Genomic DNA, 20,944 nt, shown 5'->3' with positions numbered 1-20,944 from the left:
TCAAGAAAGGGTGTTGTTTACATAAATGAAAATATATTCACCTGAATTAATTAATGTATTTATAAATTTAAAACTGATCGGAGGTAGTATGCACTTGATGAAGTTTTTGATCTTGCCCATTTAATTGCTTTACAGGCGTGTGCTCAGGTTGTTTAACTGTAAAGCTGACTACTATTTAATAATTAACTAATTTATTCATTTCGGAGGGTTTATGTTTAAAAATATTTTAAACTTTACTTTATCTGCTGTCTTGCTTGTTTCCTTTTTGTTTGTGCAGGATGTTTTTGCACAAGCATCAGGTTATGGTTTTACACAGACAGCAGGAACTTATACCCCGATCTCCGGCGGTACAGTTCTTTGGTCGGGAGTATTTGATGATAACTTTTCAACTGCCGTTACAATGCCATCTTTTACCTTCAGTGGAACGGCATACACAACAATTTATATTACTGCTAATGGTTATGCTACTTTAGGAAGTGTAAGCTTGGGTTACACACCAATAAGCAGTACCGCTGTTGCACCCGGTGTATTTGCACCTTTTGGAAGAGACTTGCAAAATGCTGCATCAGGTGTACCAGAAGTAAGGTATGAAACTGTTGGCAGTGAGTTCGTAGTGCAATGGCAGGATGTTAGAAGATATAGCGTTACCGGTGAAATATTTAGTTTTCAATTGAGACTGAATTCATCTGATAACTCAATTAAATTTGTATATGGCGGGACAATAACTCCGGGAGCTAATGCAACATATCCTCAGATCGGCTTAAGAGGTGCAACCAATACAGATTTTAATAACAGATCTATTCTTACTGGCGGTGGGTCGTGGATTAATTCTGTTGCTGGTGCAACTAATACAGCAACAATGTTTTTTAATTCTTCTGATCCAACAACTGTTCCAGCGAGCGGACTGACTTTCACATTTACAGCACCATTAATACTTAATCCTACGGGTGTTACAGCAACACCAATGAGCAGCAGTCAGATAGATGTTGCGTTTACGCCGTATGCAGGGAATAATGTAGTTATGGTATTTAACACTACTGGTGTATTTACTACTCCTTCTGGAGCACCACCAGCACCTGGAACACCTTTTGCCGGCGGTACATTATTGTATAATGGGTTGACGTCACCATATTCACACACTTCTTTGACTCCGGCAACAACATATTATTACAGATTATTTAGCTACGGTGGTGGTAATTATTCTGTTGGTGTTCAAACAAGTGCAACAACGTTTTGTTTACCTGTTACTTCATTTCCCTGGACTGAAGGTTTCGAGAGTGTTACAATACCAGCGATTCCAAACTGCTGGTTTAAACAGAATGGGGATTGGGTAACAACGAACAACTCAAACTCGACTTTTGACGCCGATGCAAGGACTGGAGCTCAGTTTTTGCGCGAGTCTTATGGAGCTACAAATGAATTTATCTGGTCACCGGGGTTCCAACTAACCGCCGGTACTTCTTATGACTTTTCTTTTTACTGGGCAGGCGATACATATGATGATTGGACTGGTGATGTATTCTATAACACCATTCAGGATTCAACAGGTGCGACTCAATTAGGAACTTCTTTTGTTATAAGTACTGATTTAACAACAAAAAATTATCAACTGGAGATTTATACTTTTGTACCATCAGTTACCGGTACATATTATTTTGCAATAAGAGTTAATGCATCAAGTGTACCATGGTATTTAAGTTTTGATGATTTCAGATTTGAACCAACACCTGCTTGCCCTATGCCGACTGGTATAACCGCAACCGGATTAACAAATGTATCAGCAAATATTGGCTGGAACGGCGCTGCAACAGTTGACATTGATTATGGAACTCCCGGTCATCCGGCTGGAACCGGAACGGTTGTAAGTGATGTAACAACAAATCCGTACACGATTAGTGGTCTTTCTGCATATACAACTTATGATGTATATGTAAGACAAAAATGCGGAGTAGGAAATTACAGCGCCTGGGCAGGACCTACCTCATTTACAACACAAATTAATCCGTTAAGTGTACCTTATACTCAAAGCTTTGATATTGCTACATTCCCACCAGGATGGTTTCAGTCAAATTCTAACTGGTCTGTAGCAACAACAGCTCTTGCAGGCGGAACACCAAACGAAATGATGGCAACATGGTTTAGTTTTGTTGGTCAAACAAGATTAATCGTTGGTCCGATCAATACATCTGGAATGTCAAGTCTTAAACTTGCCTTCAAACAGTTGTTTGATGATTACGGGGCTGGTATTACATTTAAGATACAATCAAGTACTGATGCTACAACCTGGACAGATGAATCTTACAGCTTTGTATCTGGCGGTGGCAATGTCGGACCTGAAACTGTAAATACTACGATTTCAAATAACCTTGGTTCAATAACATATATTGCATGGGTATTAGATGGAGATCATTTCCAATATGATTATTATTATATTGATGATGTAGCTGTAACCATACCATTACCAAATGACGTTGGTACTTTCTCAATTGATGTAGCTTCGAATCTTGTACCTGGTTCAGTTACACCACAAGCTACAGTAAAGAATTTTGGAACAAGCACTAACACATTTAATGTTCAGATGAATATTACAGGTGGTTACACATCCACAAAGACAGTAACAAGTCTTGCACCTGGTGCAAGTCAGCAAGTAACATTTGATAGCTGGAACGCATCATTAGGTCAATACACAGTAAAGGTATTTACTCAGTTAGGAACTGATGGTGATGCTTCAAATGATACATTATATAAAAATGTTGGAGTTTATCCTGGTTCATGGGCAGGCGGAAGTACATTCCCGGATGGTACTTATTTAGGCACTGGTGTAGCTGCTAACGGTATTCTTTACAGTTTAGGCGGTAACACAAACTCCGGTCTTGGAACTGAATGCTACAAATACGATGTAGCTGCAAATACCTGGTCTCCGATAGCTTCATTACCAGCAGGCAGAGTTGTTTTAGGTTCTGCTACAGTTGGTAATTTTGTTTATGCTGTTGCAGGTGCAGATATGGTTTCAGGTACATATATAAACACAATTTATAAATATGATATATCCGCAAACACCTGGTCAACCGTTGCTCCATTACCAACAGCACTTGGTTGGGTTAAAGCGGTTGGATATAACAATAAGATATATGTTGCTGGAGGAGTGGCTGTAGGTAGTATAGTAGTCTCTTCAGTATATGTTTATGATGTTGGTACTGATACCTGGGCTACAGCTACATCAATGCCTCTTGCAAGATTTGGTGGTGCATTCTCGGTAACCGGTAACAAACTGGTTTACGTTGGCGGTGCAGATTTAACATCAATTTATAACACCGTATTTGTTGGAACAATTGATGGTGGAAATCCAGCACTTATAACCTGGACTACAATGGCTAATCCGTATCCGGGTATTCAGAAACAAGTATATTCTGAATATACTGGCAGGCTGAATGAACTGTTAAAGCCTAATACGTCCACAAAGGATCATCGTTCACCCGAAGCAGCGGTTTATCCTCCAGGTACTATGTATAGATTCGATGGTGCGCCTTGGGGAACAGATCAAATCATAGTTGCAAACGGTAGTCCTACTGTAGATTGGATACCTGCTGATCCTAACCCAACATATACTTACAATCCAACTTCAGATACATGGACTCAGCAAGCAGATGTTCCTTACCCCGTTCTAGGCGCTTCGCTTGGAACAGTAAATAGTGGCTCAGTATGGAAACTTATTGTTGCTTCAGGATATACTGGTTCAGTAGTATCTGATTCAACTCAGATTTATACTGTTAATTTAGGTGGCTCCTCAACCTTCCAGTTATCTATAAACTTATTAAATGGCTGGAATATGGTATCAGTACCGGGAACAAATCCTGATGGAATGGGAGTAGCAAATTGGTGGCCAGGCAGAGTTGGAGACGTTTATAAATATAATGCTGGTTATCAAACAGTAACCACAGCAACACCTGGAGTAGGATACTGGATGAAAAATAACGGAGCTCAGACTTATAATACAGGAGATGAATGGCCAGCAGGTGGATTGCAAGTAGTTGCACACACACCATTAACAGCAGCTATTGGCTGGAATATGATTGGTGGCTATGAGATAGCAGCAACAGCATCACTTGTAACAACCGTACCATCCGGACTACAGAGTGGACCAATCTATAAATACTCAGGTGGATATTCAGCAGCAGCAACGATAGATCCGGGATTTGGTTACTGGATAAAGTTGACAGGCGCAGGACAGATAATAATACCAGAATCGTTTGCTAAAGACAGCAAACCAGTAGAATACTTCCCTGAGAACTGGGGAAGAATAGTGATAACAGATGCAGCAGGAGTGAGCTACACACTGTATGCAGTAAATGGACAGGTTGACTTAAGTCAGTATGAATTACCACCAGCACCACCAGCAGGAATGTATGACTTCAGATACACGAGTGGAAGAATAGCCGAAGACCTGAGCAGTTCAGTAAAGACGATTGAGATGAGCGGAGTAGTATATCCATTAACAGTAAGAGTAGAGGGAATGGATATCAGGTTGATGGATGAGAGCGGCAAGAAGCTGAATGAAAATCTGAAGGATGGAGAATCAATAGAAATCAGTGAATCAACGATAGAGAAACTGATGGTATCGGGAGAACTGTTACCGACAGTATATTCACTTGAACAGAACTATCCGAATCCATTCAACCCAAGCACGATGATCGAGTTCTCGTTGCCGGAGATGGCAAATGTAAAACTCAGTATCTACAATGCATTGGGAGAAAAGGTAGCAGAACTAGTAAACACATCATTGCAAGCCGGAAAATATCAATACAACTGGAATGCAAGTGGAGTGGCAACAGGAATGTATATCTATGAATTAAGGACAGATAATTTTGTATCAGTGAAGAAGATGTTGTTGTTGAAGTAAGCTAAATAAAAATAAAGGCGGTCATTTGACCGCCTTTAATTTTTCTTTTTAAATCACAAAAAAACGGTTAAAAATTTCTCAATGAAATATTGAATATAGGATGCAGAATATTATCAGATTTTATGGTTTTAAGTTTGCTAAATAAATATCAATCACAAAATATTAATATTTAAAAGGGAGGGCATGTGTATAAATTTTACTTTTTTAATTTTATTATTTTAAGTTTTTTATCAATCTCAATTTATTCTCAGAATTATCATTCACAAAAGATCAAAGTCAGTCAGTTCAACAATAAAACTGCAGGAGTTATTCTTTATGAACAAATGAATAACTTTGGCTCCAATAGTATAACATCTCAAAATTTTGATACAACTTACAACGTATATGATAACCAGATCGCTGATGATTTTATTATTCCAGTTGGAGATGATAGCTGGACTATAGAATCAATAGACGTATCCGGAGTTTACTTTAATGGAACAGGTCCCGCTAATTCAGTTAATATTTGGTTTTATAATGATAGTCTTGGTTTTCCAGGTTCTATTCAAGCTAGCAGATCAGATATTGTTCCATCAGCAGGTATTTCAACGGGTTCATTTGTAATAAATCTAATTTCACCAATAACATTACCGCCTGGTGTATATTGGTTATCAGTTCAAACTAATATGGATTCAGCAGTTGGACAATGGGGTTGGACGGAACAATTACAGAGCAGCACAGAATCTGTTTGGCAGAATCCCGGTGGAGGCTGGATTAATTCTTGTACTTCATGGGGATATAGATTAACAAATTGTAATGTTGGATCTACACCATATTATGATATGTCTTTTCGACTTAATGGATATAAAGGTGATCCTTGCCCGGTTGAACCAGCTTCAAATCCAAATCCACCAGACTTACAAGCTAATATCCAGGTTTCAGGAATTAATCTTGGCTGGAACAATGGTGCAGCAACAGATTTCGTTGAAGTTTGGTTTGGACCTGATAACAGATTACTCAAGCTTTATGACGGACCCATTATATCTTCCTGGCCGCTTGGAACTTTGAACTATGCTACTCAATATGGTTGGTACATCGTAAGCAAAGATGATACTTGCGAAGTTCAAAGTCCTCTCTGGACATTTACTACAGTTCAGGATACCAATATAATTATTGATACTATGGATGTGTACCCGCAAAATTTAAACAACTGGACCGGAACCTGTAATACATCAAGCAAGACACAGATAAGTTTGGTCAATAGTTATAACACTGAGCTTGGATGGATGGCATTTGATATAAGTGCTATTCCTAATAATGTAACTATAAACTCTGTGATATTTAATGGTTACCTATATGAAAATAGCTGGCCTTATTGGTCAATAACTCCAATGGGAAATGTCAATCCGATAACTGATCCTGCATCAACAATTTTTAATCAGGTAAGTACTCATTCAGGTCAAGGTATTGCGTACAGCTATAACCTTGAATCAGGTAATTTAAATAATAATTGGATCACACGAACTTTAGGCTCAACGGTTACGGTAGATTTACAAAATGCATTATCAAAAAATTGGTTCGCAATAGGAATTGTTGATTTTGATTTTAGTACTAACTACTTCGTAAAATTCCATGGATGGGCAGAAGCTAACAAACCCTATTTGAGAGTAATATATTCTTTTCTTGGTGTTACAACTTTTCAGCTATCATTGGATATTGAAAATGGATGGAATATGATTTCAATACCTGGATTGCTTCCTGGTGCACAAAACGTGGATAGCTGGTGGTCACACAGAGATCCGGCGGCAAACGTCTGGAGATATGTTCCTGGTACAGGATATTTTTCTACGACTAATTTGATTCCAGGAAAAGGTTACTGGATGAAAAACCTTGGTTCAAACACTTATAATACTGGTGATGAATGGCCGGCTGAAGGAATACGAATCGTGCGTCATGATCCAATCAACGCTTCAAATGGTTGGAATATATTCGGGGCTTATGAAGAAATTGTTCCTGCTGCAGGTTTAACAACAATCCCGCCCGGATTAATAAATGGACCAGTCTATGGTTATTCTGGCGGCTATTTTACAACATCAAATTTAGAACCCGGAAATGGTTACTGGATAAAACTTTCAGGAGATGGGCAAATAATTATTCCTGATGCTTCATTAAAAAGTAATAATGAAATTATAGAATGGTTTAAAGATGATTGGGGAAGAATTACTTTTATCGATGCAGCCGGGAAAAATTTTACATTGTATTCTGTAAACGGTGATGTTGATCTGAACCTTTACGAACTACCACCGTTACCTCCAGCCGGTTCATTTGATATTCGATTTGGAAGCGGAAGGATAGCGGAGGATATCAACAATTCAATGCAGACGATAGATATGGCAGGAGTAACATATCCTTTAACAGTGCGAGCAGAAGGCATGGGTATCAGGTTGACGGATGAGAGTGGAAAGAATTTAAATATAACTCTGAAAGATGGAGAAGATCTAGTAATCGATAATCCGATATTGAATAAACTTTTGGTGTCGGTTGAATTTTTGCCGACTGTGTACTCACTCGAACAGAACTACCCCAATCCATTCAATCCAAGTACGGTTATCGGGTTCTCTCTGCCTGAAGAAGTTGCAAATGCAAACTTATCGATTTACAATTCATTAGGAGAAAAGGTTGCAGAGTTGGTTAACACATCACTGCAAGCCGGAAAATATCAATACAACTGGAATGCAAGTGGAGTGGCAACAGGCATGTATATCTATGAATTAAGAGCTGATAACTTTGTTTCAGTTAAGAAGATGTTGTTAATAAAATAATGATTTCTTGTAAGCGCTCCGTCAATCCTGGCGGGGCACTTATTATTATTGAGTTGTGCAGAGTGAGGGAGATTGTTATTACGAAAATTTTTGAAAAAAAATTCTCAGCTATTCCCTCGTAAGCAATTCATGAAGTATTCATTTGAGAATTATTGTTATTAATTTATCCGTTTAGCGCTAAAATTATTCAAAGTATCATTACTGAATATCTAATTTGTTGACGAAAAATTAATCGTCAAGGATTGGCACATATTTGCTTATAAATTGTGCTTGAAAATTATTGTAATTATATGGGCAACAATTAGATATTTTTCCTTGTAATATGTTCAAAATTATTTTATTAAATAAAATTTCATGAAATCAATTAATATTTTATTAAAACATAATTCAAAATAATTTCCAATAACTAAGGATTCCAAAAATGAAAAAACATCTACTGCTGTTTTTACTCGTTTTGTCTTTCAATCACTTCTCCCGTGCACAATGGGTTTCGCTCACTGAAAATTCAATTCCTGATTCACCACCAGTTGTGAAAATAATTAGTGATGATCGATCCGAAACAATCTTAAAAGTCGATCTTTCTGGTTTCAGGATCAGAGAGTTCAATTCAGAAAGTAAAACGTATCAATCAATTGAACTTGGTTCTCTTGGAATATCGAATGAAATTGGCTTACCGGAAATCCCGCACATAGCTAAATTATTAGCGATACCAGATCAAGGTTCAATTAGTTTTGAAGTCATTGAAATAAGTAATATTCAAAAAGTTGAAAGTATTAATATTCCGCCTGTCAGAGAAAACTGGTCAGAAGGAAAACCTGAAACTCAATTTGTAGAAAATTTTGCTGCTTATAACTCAGATAATATTTATCCTTCTGAATTTGTCCGAATAGAAGACCCTGTAATTTTCAGAGATTTTCGTATTGCGCGCGTATCAATTTTTCCTATAAGATATTCACCTGCAAAAAAAGAAATTGAAGCACTGACTTCTATTACTGTTAAAATTAAGTATGGTGATGGTGTAGGTGTAAATCCAAAACTGAGTCCACAAAAACCAATATCTCCATCTTTCGATCGTTTGTATAGAAGTATAATTTTTAATTACCAGCAAGTTTTGCAAAGAGAGTACAATGGGGACGTTCTGGGAATTGATAAAATGATTTGCTTCATGCCGGATTCTTTTGTCACAAGTTTTCAACCTTATGCTGATTGGAACCATAAAACAGGAACATTTATAAAAGTAGTCAAATTCAGTGAGATTGGTGCAACAGGATCTAATCCTGTTCCGATTAAGAATTATATCACAACCGCATATAGCACATGGCCTGCTCCGCCAACTCATATCTTAATCGTTGGTGATAATGGAGTTGCACCGCATCAAAATATAACTTTAGATGGCTGGACATTTCCATACGACGATTATTTCGTACAAATTACAGGCAGCGATTTTTTCCCGGAAATGTTAATTGGAAGGTTTACTAATCAGGGCAGCAGCAAGTTGCGTAACATAAGAAATAAATTAATAAATTATGAAAAAGTACCTTATACAGCTGATCCAAATTGGTTCAGGAAAGCACTTGTCTGTTCAAACAATGCTTACGAATCTCAGATACAAACGAAAAGATTTACGGCTCAAATAATGTTGACAAGCGGAAATTTTATTTCCGTAGATTCCATGTATAACGGTTACCCCTGTCCCGGAAATGTAACAACTATTTCCAATATGATTAATGCCGGGCGAGGATGGTTAAATTACAGAGGTGAAGGATGGTACACTCAATGGTGGGCTGATTGTTTTCCATATAGTACATCCGAAGTTAATGCGTTAACAAACGGACAAAAAAATACTTTTGTCACAAGCATTGGATGTGGAGTTGCAAACTGGACTGCAGGCGGTAATAATAGTTTTGGTGAAGCCTGGTTGGAAATCGGTGATGAAAACTCTCCTAGAGGTGCCTGCAGTTTTATTGGACCAACTTCTAATACCCATACAGCCTATAATAATCAGCTTGATAAAGGAATTTATGTGGGAATGTTTAATGAAGGATTAGAAAGTCCCGGTGAAGCACTTCTTCGTGGCAAATTTTATATGTACGAAGTTTTCGGAGGAACGGATCCCTATGTTGGTTATCATTATCGGATTTATAACATACTTGGCGACCCCAGCCTGCACATTTGGAAAGATACACCGAAAAACATAAATGTGAGTTATACTGATACTATAGCAATTGGATCAAGTCATCCGCAAATAACAGTTACTTATGCAGGAAGTGGTTTACCTGTTGCAAATTTATTAGTCTGTATTTCGGGTGCAGATGTTTACGTAGTTGGAATTACATCAGCTAACGGTACTTTGATGCTTGATGTTACCACTTCAGTTATAGGTTCATTAAATATTACTGCAAGCGGAGGAAATGTAATCCCATTTGAAGGTACTATTCAGGTTGTTGAGAATATTAATAATACTTTTCAGTTAAGTGTATCAGTGAACAATGGCTGGAATATGGTATCAGTACCGGGAACAAATCCGAATGGAATGGGAGTAGCAAATTGGTGGCCAGGCAGAGTTGGAGAAGTTTATAAATATAATGCTGGATATCAAACAGTAACCACAGCAACACCTGGAATAGGATACTGGATGAAGAATAACGGAGCTCAGACTTATAATACAGGAGATGAATGGCCAGCAGGTGGATTGCAAGTAGTTGCACACGATCCATTAACAGGAGCTATTGGCTGGAATATGATTGGCGGATATGAATTGATTGTAACAGCAGCGAACGTATCAACAAATCCACCAGGACTACAGAGTGGTCCGATCTACAAATATTCAGGTGGATATTCTGTAGCAACAACAATAGATCCAGGATTTGGTTACTGGATAAAGTTGACAGGCGCAGGACAGATAATCATACCAGAATCGTTTGCTAAAGACAGCAAACCAGTAGAATACTTCCCTGAGAACTGGGGAAGAATAGTGATAACAGATGCAGCAGGAGTAAGCTACACACTGTATGCAGTGAATGGACAGGTTGACTTAAGACAGTATGAATTACCACCAGCACCACCAGCAGGAATGTATGACTTCAGATACGAGAGTGGAAGAATAGCCGAAGACCTGAGCAGCTCAGTGAAGACGATAGAGATGAGCGGAGTAGTATATCCATTGACAGTAAGAGTAGAAGGAATGGATATCAGGTTGATGGATGAGAGCGGCAAGAAGCTGAATGAAAATCTGAAGGATGGAGAATCAATAGAAATCAGTGAATCAACGATAGAGAAGCTGATGGTATCAGGAGAACTGTTACCGACAGTATATTCACTTGAACAGAACTATCCGAATCCATTCAACCCAAGCACGATGATCGAGTTCTCATTGCCGGAGATGGCAAATGTAAAACTAAGTATCTACAATGCATTGGGAGAAAAAGTAGCAGAACTTGTAAACACATCACTACAAGCCGGAAGATATCAATACAACTGGAATGCAAGTGGAGTAGCAACAGGAATGTATATATATGAATTAAGAACTGAAAAGTTTTGCGCAATAAAGAAGATGATACTTCTTAAATAAAATTTATAGTCATAAAAGATTATGGAGATAAAATGAAAAAAAAATTAGTAATAACGTCAATTTTATTTTTGATCTTTATTCAAAATATTAATGCACAGGGTTGGCAATGGATTGATACCGGATTTCCGGTCCATATATTTGATATGAGCTTTCCACCCGGGCAAAGTAACGTAGGTTTTGCTGTAGGATCTACTCTAATTTTCAATGGCGATGGCATTGTGCTTAAAACTACAGATGGAGGATCAAACTGGATGAAAATTTCTGTAGATACTCTTCCAGGTTTAAAAGCAGTTTATTTTACATCATTAAATGTCGGATATGCAGGCGGGTATCAGAACTTTTTGATGAAAACTACAGATGGAGGAGCCTCCTGGCAATCTTTAATGATTGATTCAAAGTTGTGGTATTTCAATAACATTAAATTCTATGATGACAATAATGGAGTTGTTATCAGCTATCCAAAATCAGTTTATCGAACATCTGACGGTGGAATAAGTTGGGACTCAACTTATGGAGTAAAACGAAGCGTCGAAGATATATGTTATGCAGATGACACAAATCTTTTCATCGTTGGAGGTGATCAGAAAATATATAAATCAACTTCCGGTGGTTTTTTGTGGACTGAAGTTTATTCAGGTACTCTGTTACAACAATTTTACGGGGTTGATTTCTTTGATGAAAATTATGGATTAGTCTGTGGTGATAGCGGTAAAGTACTTGTGACAACTGACAGCGGTACAAATTGGACATTCAACACAGTAAATAACATAGTGTCGTTGTCCGATGTTCATATTATTGATGCACAGAATTCCTTTGTGGTTGGTTCGCCTGAACAAATTTACAAAAGTACAAATGCGGGATCATCATGGATTAGTGATTTCAATGGTGGTGCAAATATTTCGCTGTATAAAATTTTATTTACTGAAAACCATGCTGGATTGATTTCTGGGTCACAAGGAAAAATTCTAAAGAATACAGATTATATTGTTCCGGTTGAGTTGACGAGCTTTACTCCAGTAGAGTATTTATTAGAACAGAATTTCCCAAACCCATTCAACCCTTCAACCACAATAAGTTTTGTGCTTCCAGAAGCAGCAGAAGTAACACTGAAGATTTACAACACATTAGGACAGAAGGTAGCTGAATTAGTAAACACAACACTTGAATCAGGAAGATATAGTTACGTTTGGCGGGCGGAAAATTTTCCTAATGGAACTTACATCTACGAATTACGAGCGAACGATTTTAAATTATTTAAGAAGATGATACTGCTCAAATAATGGTATATAAATTTTTCAATTCATCAATGTGTATTAAATGAATAATATTTTAAGCTTCTTAGTTAGAATAACTTTATTAACTGTTTTGTGGGTTACTTTTATTTCTGTTGGAGTCTATCCTCAGGGTGATAATCCTTTGATTGATCACGTTCCGCGGGAGTGGCTTGAAAATATTAATTATTCTGATAGTGAAGAGGATGTAATTACAGATATTAATGGTTATGATAATTTTAATCTTGGAGTAGATTTCGCTGAACCGCATCTTTCACAAAATCCAAACAATCCGATTCAATATTTTGGGGCATACAATATTAATAATGCATGGCGAACTACAGATGGTTTTAATTGGATAAGTTCATCACCTGCATTTGGTGTACCAGCAGATGGCGATCCCTGTACTGCTTATGATGGTGCTGGTAATTTGTACTATGAAACAATGTTTGGAAGTGTTACCGGATGTAAGGTAATGCGATCGACAAACAATGGAGCAACATGGTCTGCATCGGTTACGGCAATATCCGGGAATGATAAAAACTGGATGGCAGCAGATCAAACAAATGGTCCGTATGCAAATTATGTTTATACAACTATGACTCCCGGTAACTTTGCGCGTTCCACAAATTTTGGGGCTAACTGGACAACGACTGCAACTTTTTCTACACAAACATTGCCAGGTATGATGGTTTGTATCGGACCAAACGGTTCAACAGATGGCGGAGCTGTTTATGTTGTTACAAATTCAGGAAGTTCATTCGCCTCTACTTATACTTTTTATGTGTCAACAAATGGCGGCTTAAACTTTACACAAAAATCTGCACAGAATTTTGCTAACTATGTCGGTACTAATGTTAATGGAAGAAATTCTGTTCAGAATATGAGAACCAGACCATATCCATTCATCGCTGCGGATCAAAGTAATGGAACATACAGAGGAAGATTGTATTGTATTTATGCTTCAAACACCCCTTCAGGTAACGGAAACAAACCAGATATTTTTTGCAGGTATTCTACGAATCAAGGAACAACCTGGTCGTCGGCAATCAGAGTGAATGACGACCTGAATACAACTGTAAATCATCAATGGCATCCTTCAATATGGTGTGATAAATCCACAGGAAGACTTTATGTTAAATGGATGGATACAAGGGATACTCCAACAAGTGACAGTGCATATATATATGCAAGTTATTCTGATAATGGCGGTGTCACATGGGCAGCGAATCAAAGAATATCAAATCAAAAAATGAGAATTGACTGTTCAACTTGTGGTGGTGGTGGAACCCCACGTTATCAGGGTGATTATGATGCTATCGTTTCAACAAATAACCAGGCGATGATGATGTGGAGTGATTTCAGATTCGGAGATTTTGGAAGTTACGTTGCTTACTTCCCGGATTTTGCGATGAAAGTTTCTCCACCAAATTCAACTATTGTTTCCAATAATGATAGCGCATTTATATTTATTAATGTACCTGGAGTGAAGCTCTATAATTCAACGGCAATATTTTCTGCGAATATAACACCGAATCCACCGAGTGGTTCTTTCATCATTGATTTTCCTCAAGGCAATACTTTAAGTTCATTCCCGGGAACTGTCACAATGAGAATAAGGACTTCCGGAAATGTTACTCTAGGAAACTATACGATAAATATTGAAGGCAAAGGTCCAAATGGAACTCCTGTTCACCGCCGGACTGCATCAATACAGGTGGTAGTTCCAGCACTTGACTTCGGAGTAAACATATTAGTATTTGATAATTGTATGAATCAGGTTCCATTGGAATTTGGGACAGCACCAGGCGCAACGGATTGTTATGACGTTGGATTAGATGTATCAGCACCGCCTCCTCCTCCGGCAGGAGCTTTCGACGGAAGATTTCTCAGTTGCAGCGAACATTGGTTCACAGATATCCGGGCAACAAATACATCCTCAGAAAGAATCTGGTCATTACTATACACACCAGCCAGTGACTGTTCACCAGCAAGCATAAGCTGGAATCCAGCACAGCTTCCGGCAGCAGGATATTTTCATCTAGTAGATCCGATAAACGGAAATATGGTAAACGTAAATATGAGAACAACGAATCATTATACAGACGTGATAGGTTTGGGTCATCTTCAGATAAAATACAACTACCAGATATGTAATAATTATAATATAATCAACGGATGGAATCTGTTGAGTCTTCCAATAGATGTAATTAACCACAACTATCTGACATTGTTTCCAACGGCAATATCCGGGACGTTATACGGATATGCAGGTTCATATTATACAACAGAGAATATATTGAATGGAATGGGTTATTGGTTGAAGTTTCCATCGTCACAGATAAGTCAGGTATGTGGAACAGACAGAACAGAAGTTATATTAAGTCTGAACACAGGCTGGAATATAATAGGAGGACCGAACTGCAACGTGCCGTTGAGCAGTGTGAGTGATCCGGGAGGAATAATAGTACCGGGGACATTGTATGGATACACAGGGAGTTATGTAAATGCAAGTTCGATAGATATAACGAAAGGATACTGGATAAAGGCAAACGGACCGGGGACGATAACAATAAGCTGCATCAATGTAGTGATGAAAGAAAATGATGAATTAGAAAAAATAACAGAAAACACAAAAGAATTCAGTCAGATAGAAATAACGGACAGAGAGAACAACACGCAGAGGTTGTACTTTAACGGAAAACTGACAGGTGGAATAGGAAGTGAAAGTTATAGTCTGCCTCCAGTACCGCCGGCAGGAGTGTTTGATGCAAGACTGGAAGACGATTACAGGTTAACAGAAAATGAAGAAGCAGAAATAAAGATACAGGCGAGAGAATATCCGATAAGAATAAAAATTACAAACCTGAAGAATGGGGTAGAATATAGATTGGTAGAGATAGTGAATGGAGAGGAAGCAGGAAGTCACAGAGTAATAGATGGCGAAGAAATAATAATAAATAATGAATCAGTCAATAAGCTGAAGATAGAGAAAGAAGGAGAAATACCGGAAGCATATAGTTTAGAACAAAACTATCCGAATCCATTTAATCCATCAACGACAATAAAGTTTGATTTGCCAGAAGCATCGGAAGTAACTCTGACAATTTACAACACATTGGGACAGAAGGTAGATGAAATAGTAAACACAACATTGGAAGCAGGAAGATACAGCTACCAGTGGAACGCAACTGACATTGCAAGCGGTATTTATATTTATGAATTAAGAGCGAACAAATTTATTTCTTCAAAGAAAATGATATTTTTAAAATAAATGTTGTTTAAAATGATTTATTTATTTGCATGACTATGAGAACACATTACATATACATTTGGATTTTAATAACTGCATATGTAATAAACGCCCAATGGTCCACTGACCCAAACAACAATCTTGTTGTTGCTGTTGGCTGGGATCCGCATATTGTTAGTGATAGTGCGGGTGGATGCTATATAACTTACAACTATGGAAGTTTTTATCCGCAAAAGCTAGCTGTCGAAAGACTGGATAAATATGGATACAAACCTTGGGGCGATAAAAAACAAATACTTGGTGAACTACCTGAACAATGGCAGGCGCAAATAATTGAGGATGGTGAAGGCGGAGTAATTGTAAGCTATGATGATAACCAAGTTGTTGGAACAGATTTTACCAGCAGAGTTAGAGTACAGAAAGTTGATAGCGCTGGCAATTTTTTATGGGGGCAAACAGGTGTAAGAGTAACAACAGAAGAAACTAATCACGGACAAGGTGGATTAGTCAGCGATGGAGATGGAGGCTGCGTAATTGTATGGCAAAACTACGATGAGCGAATCTTAATGAATAGAATTGATAGGTTCGGTCGGAGAGTTTGGAGTGAAACAGGTATATTTTTAATTAATACGGGTACCAGTATAAAAGTAGTAAGAGCAAGCGATGGTAACTACTATGCACAGGTTAACAGAAATTTATACAGGATAAGCCAAAATGGGACGATAATTAGACGAGATAGCGTTACGCTTGGTTATCCAGTACCGGATCCAGAAGGTGGAGTAATATTGAGCGGTAAAGTATGGAATGGAATGATACCAAAGCTTGTAGCGCAAAGAAAAGATTCACTTGGCAACAACCTTTGGCAGGAACCTTATGTTGAAATTGCTGATAGCCTTCATATAAATACCATGCTAAGTATTATTCAATATCGTGGATATTATTTATATGGTTGGATGGGTAGGAAGAATGGTGATAATGAAATATTACAAATTCAAGGGATTAGACACAATGGAACGTTATTATTTAACGAAGGTTCAATTTCTCTAAGTGATAATCCTGGTGGAACAACACATATTCCTATAATTCCATCTGATTCAGGTTCGTGTTTATTCATAAGTAATTATACAAATACCTTTGTCGGTACATTTGGGCAGAAGATCGATACTCTGGGATTATTGAAATGGAATTCAAATCAAGTTCTATTGAGTTATCCGGAACTAAATTATTTAAACACAACAACTGACTGTGCTGGTGGAGCAATTGGTGTAGGGTATTATAACTCAGATTTTGGAATTCGAGTGTTTAAGGTAAGTTCAAAAGGAATTCTTGGTGAAATAATTACTGTTTCAGAAAGTAAAAGTGAGGAAATTGTTATTGGCGAGTCATTTTTGTTTCAGAACTATCCTAACCCATTCAACTATTCTACAATTATAAAATACCAAATTCCAAAAGAAGGTCAGGTAAGAATTTTACTTTACAACATTCTCGGTGAGAAACTAAAAATACTTTCAGATGAATATCAATATGTTGGTACCTACACGTTGACATTTTATTCGAATGATTTATCGTCTGGAATTTACCTGTACACTCTGGAAACAGGTTTAAAGGTATTAACTAAAAAATTAACAATCATTAAATGATGGGAAGTATAATGAAAAATTTGTTAAAAAGATTGTTAGCAGTTTTTATTTTCTTCAATGGAAATAATTTGAATTCAGCACCATTTGACACCGGAATGAACGAGCTACAACAACCGGATGAAAAAACATTCATTGGAAGAATTTGGGGTGATGAATTCTTCTACTGGATGGAAACAGAGAATGGCTACCGTTTTGTTCAGTCAGGTGATGGATGGTATTATTATGCAACACTTGATCGATATGGTGAATTCGCAACTACCATTTATAAAGTAGGTATTGATTCGCCTGAAGCATCGGAAGTAACTTTGACAATTTACAACACATTGGGACAGAAGGTAGATGAAATAGTGAACACAACATTGGAAGCAGGAAGATACAGCTACCAATGGAACGCCACCGACATTGCAAGCGGTATTTATATTTATGAATTAAGAGCGAACAAATTTATTTCTTCAAAGAAAATGATATTTTTAAAATAAATGTTGTTTAAAATGATTTATTTATTTGCATGACTATGAGAACACATTACATATACATTTGGATTTTAATAACTGCATATGTAATAAACGCCCAATGGTCCACTGACCCAAACAACAATCTTGTTGTTGCTGTTGGCTGGATCCGCATATTGTTAGTGATAGTGTGCGGGTGGATGCTATATAACTTACAACTATGGAAGTTTTTATCCGCAAAAGCTAGCTGTCGAAAGACTGGATAAATATGGATACAAACCTTGGGGCGATAAAAAACAAATACTTGGTGAACTACCTGAACAATGGCAGGCGCAAATAATTGAGGATGGTGAAGGCGGAGTAATTGTAAGCTATGATGATAACCAAGTTGTTGGAACAGATTTTACCAGCAGAGTTAGAGTACAGAAAGTTGATAGCGCTGGCAATTTTTTATGGGGGCAAACAGGTGTAAGAGTAACAACAGAAGAAACTAATCACGGACAAGGTGGATTAGTCAGCGATGGAGATGGAGGCTGCGTAATTGTATGGCAAAACTACGATGAGCGAATCTTAATGAATAGAATTGATAGGTTTGGTCGGAGAGTTTGGAGTGAAACAGGTATATTTCTAATCAATACGGGTACCAGTATAAAAGTAGTAAGAGCAAGCGATGGTAACTACTATGCACAGGTTAACAGAAATTTATACAGGATAAGGAATAATGGAGAGATAGCAAGAAGTGATAGCATCACGCTTGGAAATATGGTACCTGATCAGGCAGGAGGGTTAGTATTAAGCGGAAAAACAGGCAGTATAAACAATATAAAGCTTGTAGCACAGAGAAAAGACTCACTCGGTAACAACCTCTGGCAGGAACCTTATGTTGAGATTGCGGATAGTCTCTATATAAATACAGAATTAAGAATACAATTTAATAGTGGTTATTACTATTATGGGTGGAGCGGTACAAAAAATGGAATAAACCGAATTGCTCAATTTCAAGCGTTGAGATTTGATGGGAGCAAATTATTTTCGAATGGCAGCATTGAGATTAGTGGAAATACTCCGATAGGCAGTCCGTATATTATTCCATCAGATTCTGGCAGAACAATTTTAATATGGAATGATGCAACAATTGCGTCTTCCACAATGAGCCAAATGTACGATACTCTTGGTAATATCCTGTGGGATGACAATGGCATTGTAGTTTCTTATCCTGCAATAGCATATGAGAATACAACCGATGGGCAAGGTGGTTTTATAACCATTGGTCCGATAAATCAATTTACAATAATTGCGCAGCAAGTTAATAAGTATGGATACTTGGGCGAGATTATTACTTCAATTCCTCAAGAAGATCAAGAGATATTTCCAACAGAAATAATTCTATACCAAAACTACCCCAATCCCTTTAATTCAATCACGAATATTAGTTATTCAATTCCCAAAGAAGGAAAGATTTCTATAAAAATTTATAATTCTTTAGGTGAGCTAATTAAAACAATTGCAGATGATTTCGTTAGCGCAGGATTTCACGAAGTTAATCTATCATCTGACAATTTACCATCAGGAATCTATCTCTACAAATTGCAAACAGAAACAAAATTCATAACTAAAAAATTATTAATAATCAAATAACAGGAGGAGAAAAATGAAAAAGTTGTTATACATTCTGTTTGTAGTATTACTGATTTTATTGAACTACACAACTCTAAAGTCTGCCCCGTTTGACACAGGAATGAATGAGCTACAACAACCGGATGAAAAAACATTCATTGGAAGAATTTGGGGTGATGAATTCTTCTACTGGATGGAAACAGAGAATGGCTACCGTTTTGTTCAGTCAGGTGATGGATGGTATTATTATGCAACACTTGATCGATATGGTGAATTCGCAACTACCATTTATAAAGTAGGTATTGATTCGCCTGAAGCATCGGAAGTAACTTTGACAATTTACAACACATTGGGACAGAAGGTAGATGAAATAGTGAACACAACATTGGAAGCAGGAAGATACAGCTACCAATGGAACGCCACCGACATTGATAGCGGTATTTATATTTATGAATTAAGAGCGAACAAATTTATTTCTTCAAAGAAAATGATATTTTTAAAATGATAATCCATATAAAAAATATCCTGCTTTGCACTATGGTTTTCTTATTTGTTATTTTCTTCAGCAGCATTGCTTATTGTCAAGCTGAGGCGCAAGTGTCTATTCCTTTCGAGATTTATGATAATACCGGCGGTCAAAAAATTCTGTATTTCGGACTGGATCAAACAGCAACGAATGGAATAGATTTTCTTCTTGGTGAAAGTGATCTTCCTCCGTATCCGCCAACCGGTGCATTCGATGTAAGATGGATTCTTCCTGAAAATGGATTTAATGGTTCATTCAGTTCCTGGCTTGATTACAGAAATGCGCCGGGATTTCCCTACTCAGGAACCGTTGAACACAGATTCAGATATCAGAGTATGCTGGGTACGACGGAAATGTATTTCAAATGGAATTTACCAGACGAAATTACAGGGCTCGTGCAGGATTTAATTAACGGCACTTTTATTAATGTCCCGATTGCAGGTAGTGGAACTTATCAAATAAATAATTTCGAAGTTTTCAATCAACTGAAATTATTTGTTTACTATAATAATATTGTAGCAGATGCGGCAAATGAAAGTGTGTTACCATCAGAATTTAAATTAGAACAGAACTACCCTAATCCTTTCAATCCAACTACAATAATCAGTTTTCAGTTACCAGTAAGCTGTGTTGTAACACTTACTGTTTATGATGTACTTGGAAATGAAGTTGCTATACTAATTAATGGAGAAAAACCTGCTGGCATTTACGAAGTTGAATTCAGCAGTCATTCCAACGAATCCGCCAATGGCGGACAGAACCTGCCTGCAGGTAGGCAAGGTCTTTCAAACCATCAAGGCTCAGCTTTGACGAGTGGAATATATTTCTATCAACTTAGAGTTAACAATTCTTCAAAACTTTCAGGACAATCATTTGTTCAATCTAAAAAAATGATCCTTCTCAAATAATTATG

At 37.4% G+C, this 20,944-nt stretch carries 10 protein-coding genes; all 10 read left to right on the top strand.

What is annotated here, in order from left to right:
- Positions 1 to 211 precede the first annotated feature (211 nt).
- The 10 genes from HND39_15870 (at position 212) to HND39_15825 (ending at position 20,939) form a co-directional block, all read left to right on the top strand.
- The gene (locus tag HND39_15870) at positions 212 to 4,900 is read left to right on the top strand and encodes a T9SS type A sorting domain-containing protein (protein QKJ97633.1); all 4,689 of its coding nucleotides are present in this window, start codon (positions 212 to 214) and stop codon (positions 4,898 to 4,900) included.
- Between the two features lie 185 nt (positions 4,901 to 5,085).
- Positions 5,086 to 7,701, top strand: coding sequence for a T9SS type A sorting domain-containing protein (locus HND39_15865; GenBank protein QKJ97632.1), 2,616 nt, complete (start codon positions 5,086 to 5,088; stop codon positions 7,699 to 7,701).
- A 421-nt stretch (positions 7,702 to 8,122) separates the two neighbouring features.
- Entirely contained in the window at positions 8,123 to 11,272 is a 3,150-nt protein-coding gene (locus tag HND39_15860; protein QKJ97631.1) for a T9SS type A sorting domain-containing protein, read from the top strand.
- A 32-nt stretch (positions 11,273 to 11,304) separates the two neighbouring features.
- Positions 11,305 to 12,552 carry a T9SS type A sorting domain-containing protein gene (locus tag HND39_15855; GenBank protein QKJ97630.1) on the top strand — a complete coding sequence of 416 codons (1,248 nt, stop codon included), beginning with the start codon at positions 11,305 to 11,307 and terminating at the stop codon, positions 12,550 to 12,552.
- Between the two features lie 1,135 nt (positions 12,553 to 13,687).
- Positions 13,688 to 15,817 (top strand): T9SS type A sorting domain-containing protein, encoded by a 2,130-nt coding sequence (locus HND39_15850; GenBank protein ID QKJ98042.1) that lies wholly within the window; start codon positions 13,688 to 13,690, stop codon positions 15,815 to 15,817.
- Between the two features lie 35 nt (positions 15,818 to 15,852).
- Positions 15,853 to 17,436 carry a T9SS type A sorting domain-containing protein gene (locus HND39_15845; GenBank protein ID QKJ97629.1) on the top strand — a complete coding sequence of 528 codons (1,584 nt, stop codon included), beginning with the start codon at positions 15,853 to 15,855 and terminating at the stop codon, positions 17,434 to 17,436.
- Positions 17,433 to 17,915 carry a T9SS type A sorting domain-containing protein gene (locus tag HND39_15840; GenBank protein ID QKJ97628.1) on the top strand — a complete coding sequence of 161 codons (483 nt, stop codon included), beginning with the start codon at positions 17,433 to 17,435 and terminating at the stop codon, positions 17,913 to 17,915. Before HND39_15845 ends, HND39_15840 begins: the two co-directional genes overlap by 4 nt.
- A gap of 546 nt (positions 17,916 to 18,461) precedes the next feature.
- A complete protein-coding gene (locus tag HND39_15835; GenBank protein QKJ97627.1) occupies positions 18,462 to 19,526 on the top strand; it encodes a T9SS type A sorting domain-containing protein in 1,065 nt (354 codons plus the stop codon).
- Between the two features lie 13 nt (positions 19,527 to 19,539).
- Positions 19,540 to 20,010 (top strand): T9SS type A sorting domain-containing protein, encoded by a 471-nt coding sequence (locus tag HND39_15830; GenBank protein ID QKJ97626.1) that lies wholly within the window; start codon positions 19,540 to 19,542, stop codon positions 20,008 to 20,010.
- Entirely contained in the window at positions 20,007 to 20,939 is a 933-nt protein-coding gene (locus tag HND39_15825; protein ID QKJ97625.1) for a hypothetical protein, read from the top strand. Before HND39_15830 ends, HND39_15825 begins: the two co-directional genes overlap by 4 nt.
- Positions 20,940 to 20,944 lie beyond the last annotated feature (5 nt).

It is taken from the genome of Ignavibacteriota bacterium, from assembly GCA_013285405.1.
Taxonomy (GTDB): domain Bacteria; phylum Bacteroidota; class Ignavibacteria; order Ignavibacteriales; family Ignavibacteriaceae; genus IGN2.
Note: the sequence above shows the minus strand (reverse complement) of the source record. Positions and strands in the feature narration are given on the sequence as shown.

Bases quoted from the DNA above. Each gene is read 5' to 3' on its own strand.
- HND39_15870 (QKJ97633.1), top strand. From the start codon at position 212: ATGTTTAAAAATATTTTAAACTTTACTTTATCTGCTGTCTTGCTTGTT.
- HND39_15860 (QKJ97631.1), top strand. From the start codon at position 8,123: ATGAAAAAACATCTACTGCTGTTTTTACTCGTTTTGTCTTTCAATCAC.
- HND39_15855 (QKJ97630.1), top strand. From the start codon at position 11,305: ATGAAAAAAAAATTAGTAATAACGTCAATTTTATTTTTGATCTTTATT.
- HND39_15850 (QKJ98042.1), top strand. From the start codon at position 13,688: ATGGATACAAGGGATACTCCAACAAGTGACAGTGCATATATATATGCA.
- HND39_15845 (QKJ97629.1), top strand. From the start codon at position 15,853: ATGAGAACACATTACATATACATTTGGATTTTAATAACTGCATATGTA.
- HND39_15840 (QKJ97628.1), top strand. From the start codon at position 17,433: ATGATGGGAAGTATAATGAAAAATTTGTTAAAAAGATTGTTAGCAGTT.
- HND39_15835 (QKJ97627.1), top strand. From the start codon at position 18,462: ATGAATAGAATTGATAGGTTTGGTCGGAGAGTTTGGAGTGAAACAGGT.
- HND39_15830 (QKJ97626.1), top strand. From the start codon at position 19,540: ATGAAAAAGTTGTTATACATTCTGTTTGTAGTATTACTGATTTTATTG.
- HND39_15825 (QKJ97625.1), top strand. From the start codon at position 20,007: ATGATAATCCATATAAAAAATATCCTGCTTTGCACTATGGTTTTCTTA.